This window comes from Vibrio sp. 10N.286.46.A8 (assembly GCF_041470165.1).
In the GTDB taxonomy this organism is placed as follows: Bacteria; Pseudomonadota; Gammaproteobacteria; order Enterobacterales; family Vibrionaceae; genus Vibrio; species Vibrio tasmaniensis_A.
The window spans coordinates 1-3259 of sequence record NZ_JBFRLX010000224.1; the positions used below are offsets into that span (position 1 = coordinate 1).

4 protein-coding genes are annotated in these 3259 nt (G+C 40.1%); all 4 read right to left on the reverse strand.

All coding sequences use genetic code 11. The features are described from left to right. On the reverse strand, positions 1–453 hold the full coding sequence (locus tag AB4232_RS19350) for a hypothetical protein (RefSeq protein WP_372087791.1): 453 nt from the start codon (positions 451–453) through the stop codon (positions 1–3). Then, the gene (locus AB4232_RS19355; RefSeq protein ID WP_372087792.1) at positions 453–1139 is read right to left on the reverse strand and encodes a transcriptional regulator; all 687 of its coding nucleotides are present in this window, start codon (positions 1137–1139) and stop codon (positions 453–455) included. The genes AB4232_RS19350 and AB4232_RS19355 overlap by 1 nt, the downstream gene beginning before the upstream one ends. A gap of 144 nt (positions 1140–1283) precedes the next feature. Then, positions 1284–1358, reverse strand: a complete 75-nt coding sequence (locus AB4232_RS19360) for a hypothetical protein (RefSeq protein ID WP_372087794.1) — start codon at positions 1356–1358, stop codon at positions 1284–1286. 466 nt (positions 1359–1824) lie between these two features. Beyond that, positions 1825–3018 (reverse strand): acetate/propionate family kinase, encoded by a 1194-nt coding sequence (locus AB4232_RS19365; RefSeq protein WP_372087793.1) that lies wholly within the window; start codon positions 3016–3018, stop codon positions 1825–1827. Positions 3019–3259 lie beyond the last annotated feature (241 nt).

Sequence of the window (3259 nt, forward strand, 5' to 3'; positions counted from 1 at the left end):
CTATTTAACCCTATCTTCTAGACTTAAATACCCTTCAACTTCCGCCAAAAATGCAACATTGGCAGGGTAATCAGAGAATATACCAACCCAACGTTCATCAAAGCGTTTTATGTGTGAAAATACATATTTATTTCGTTCCAAATTGGCTTTAAAAGGAAATTGCCGCACCTCATTTAGTTCTAAATTATATATTTCAGAAATTAAAACAACATTATGTCCATTTAATGTGAGATAACGACCACTGAACTCACCGATAGTACCATTATAAGGAGGTTTCGCAGAAATTCTCATATTAAGCACCCCTCCAGTACAAGTAGAATAAATTTCATATGGTAAATTAGGAGTCCAATGATGGAGAGTAAAAGCACAACCTAATCCATTAATATATGATAACAAAAAAGCGCCTGATACTAACGCTGCATTTAGCATTGTGAATATTTTAAAGACTTTCACTATTTTCCATTCCAATCGACTACATCATTATTAAATGAAAACAGATTTGAAACGACAGATAATCCACTGCGTCCGCTCTCGACATCACCGTCATACTCGTCAGAGAAACAAATCATTGCACTGCTACTTTTATTACATTGGATACTCACCGTATTGGGTATAACAATGACATAAAACTGGACCATCAGTATATTCACTATTAGCAAAACTATTACTAACACCATGTCACGCTTGATAAAGAATGGCTTTCTCTTTGCATTTAAGTCAGACGTTTCAATGAATATCGAGTGATCTTTTACAGAAGTAGAATGAACCTTATCAGATTGCTCTGGGCTGTCATTATCAAGGTCATTTAAGGGCTGTAAGGGATTGTTTTGTTCGATGACAAGCCGATATCCTACTTTGGGTACATTTTCTAGACTTATTCTTTGATTGTCTGATAAAAACTTTCTTATACGATATATAGCAACATTTAATGAATTATCGCCTACAATCTGGCTTCCCCATCCAGCATTGAACAATACTTCTTTCTTGACTAAGGTATTCTGTTGTTTGAGAAGACACAAAACGATGTTTGACTCCGGGGCAGTTAGTCTGTGCGAAACTTCTTCGTCCGAATTTTCATAGTGGACCAACCTATGTGTAACTAGGTTTATATAGGAACTGCTAGATAGGTATTCTTTCATTTCTATGCCTTAGTGATTCAACTGACATATTACATAACCACTATCAATAGATTCATTTGTTACATTAATTTTGTGACTTGCAACCAAAACTTACTTTTGATTACTTCGACTTCCCTCTTAGAGGCTAATATCTCATTTTCTACCTCAGACCAATTCAAGCAACCTCTCTGCAACAAACAAATCTTGAATAGCAATACCTGAACTATCAAAGATCGTAATGTCTTCAGGTTGTTCTCTCCCTGAGTTATGAAGTGGTTCGAATCAACCCTATACTTGCATGCAATGAAGGCAGAGTAGTCAAAGATTGGGCTGAGTCAGGGGTAGGAATAATTATGCGTTCGAAATGGGGCATCCAGCCTTGATTGGAGAGCGGGAAGCTTATTCGTCTATTGAGAAATGACTCTCGACCCAAAGCCGTATGAGTATCAACGTCTTTACTAAGTTCTTATCAAAAAATCTACGAGTCCTTGAGCTTGAAAGTCCTCAATATACCAAAACCTCCGCTGTAACTTTTCTAAATAGTGATGAGCTGTTATTGCAATAAGTTAGCTAACGATTGCTCACAAGGTAGTGCCACATGACTATGAAGAACACGCGCAGTTCCCCAGTAAGTAATCCCGTAACAGAAATAAAAAAAGCGAGCCACTTGGGCTCGCTTTTCATTATCTGATTTTCTTAAACTCTATTACAGAAGTTCTACCGACTGTTGAGCAATCACGAACTCTTCGTTCGTTGGAATAACCATTGCTACTGCGTCTAACATCTCTGATTTAGCGATGATGCCTTCTGCACCAAAGCGAGCGGCTTGATTGCCTGCTACGTCTTCAACAAAACCAAGAATCTTAAGGTTGCTTAGGATCTCACGGCGAATTGGTAGAGAGTTCTCACCGATACCACCAGTGAAGATGATGCCGTCTAAAGAGTCTAGCGTTGCAAGGTAAGAAGCAACGTATTTAGCAACGCGGTAAGTAAACACCTCGAAAGCAAGCTTAGCGCCTTCGTGGCCCTCTTCCATCGCTTCTAGGATGCCACGAGCATCGCTCGTAAGACCAGACACGCCAAGGAAGCCAGACTCCTTGTTTAGAGAATTAAAGACTTGCTCTTGTGACCAACCTTTTTTAAGTAGGTATTCGATGATACCAGGGTCTAAGTCACCACAACGTGTGCCCATCATAAGGCCAGAAAGCGGTGTGAAGCCCATTGACGTATCAACACTGTTACCGTCTTTGATAGCACATACAGATGCACCGTTACCTAGGTGAACAGAGATGAAGCTAGCTTGTTCAACTGGCTTGTTGACCATTTTCGCAGCTTCACGGCTAACGAAGTAGTGGCTCGTACCGTGGAAACCGTAACGACGAACACCGAAGTCTGTGTATAGTTCTTTTGCGATTGCACCAGTAAATGCACGTTGTGGCATTGTTTGGTGGAAAGCCGTATCAAATACAGCAAATTGAGGTAAAGAAGGGAAGGCTTCAATCGCAGCGCGGATGCCGATAGCACCTGCAGGGTTATGCAGTGGAGCTAGGTCAGATAGGCTCTCAATCTCACTCGTTACTTCTTCAGTAATACGAACCGTTTGAGTGAACTTCTCGCCGCCGTGAACGATACGGTGCCCGATAGCCACTATATCAGCAGTGAAGCCTAGATCTTCCATCAAGCCTACCAACTTGCCAATGGCAATTTTGTGGTGGTTACCCTCACCTTGAATAGCAATTTCTGTTTTCTGACCTTGATACTTCCAGCTCATACGAGCATCTTCAAGACCAAAACACTCCCCTAAGCCACTCAATACGGCTTCACCAGAAACAGAATCAATAACAGCAAATTTTAGGGATGAACTACCCGAGTTAATAACCAGAACAAACGAATTAGACATTGGATATGGATCCTGTTTCAGTACGAATTGGATGAAGTGTTTACTTCAATTTTAGTTAAGCCCATTATTCAATAATTTTTGAATCTTTCAACTTTTGTTTTGCAAAAAGCACCAAATGAACACAATTAAGTTGATCTGAGTCATTAGTTTATTTATTTCGAGAGCGAAATTAAAAAATAGTTGAATATGACAGCTGGCCAATAAACCAAGTAAAGGACTGCTCACACTAGGGCGTGTTGAC

Excerpts from the sequence above, each read along its gene's own strand:
- AB4232_RS19355 (WP_372087792.1), bottom strand. The coding sequence starts at position 1,139 with ATGAAAGAATACCTATCTAGCAGTTCCTATATAAACCTAGTTACACAT.
- AB4232_RS19365 (WP_372087793.1), bottom strand. The coding sequence starts at position 3,018 with ATGTCTAATTCGTTTGTTCTGGTTATTAACTCGGGTAGTTCATCCCTA.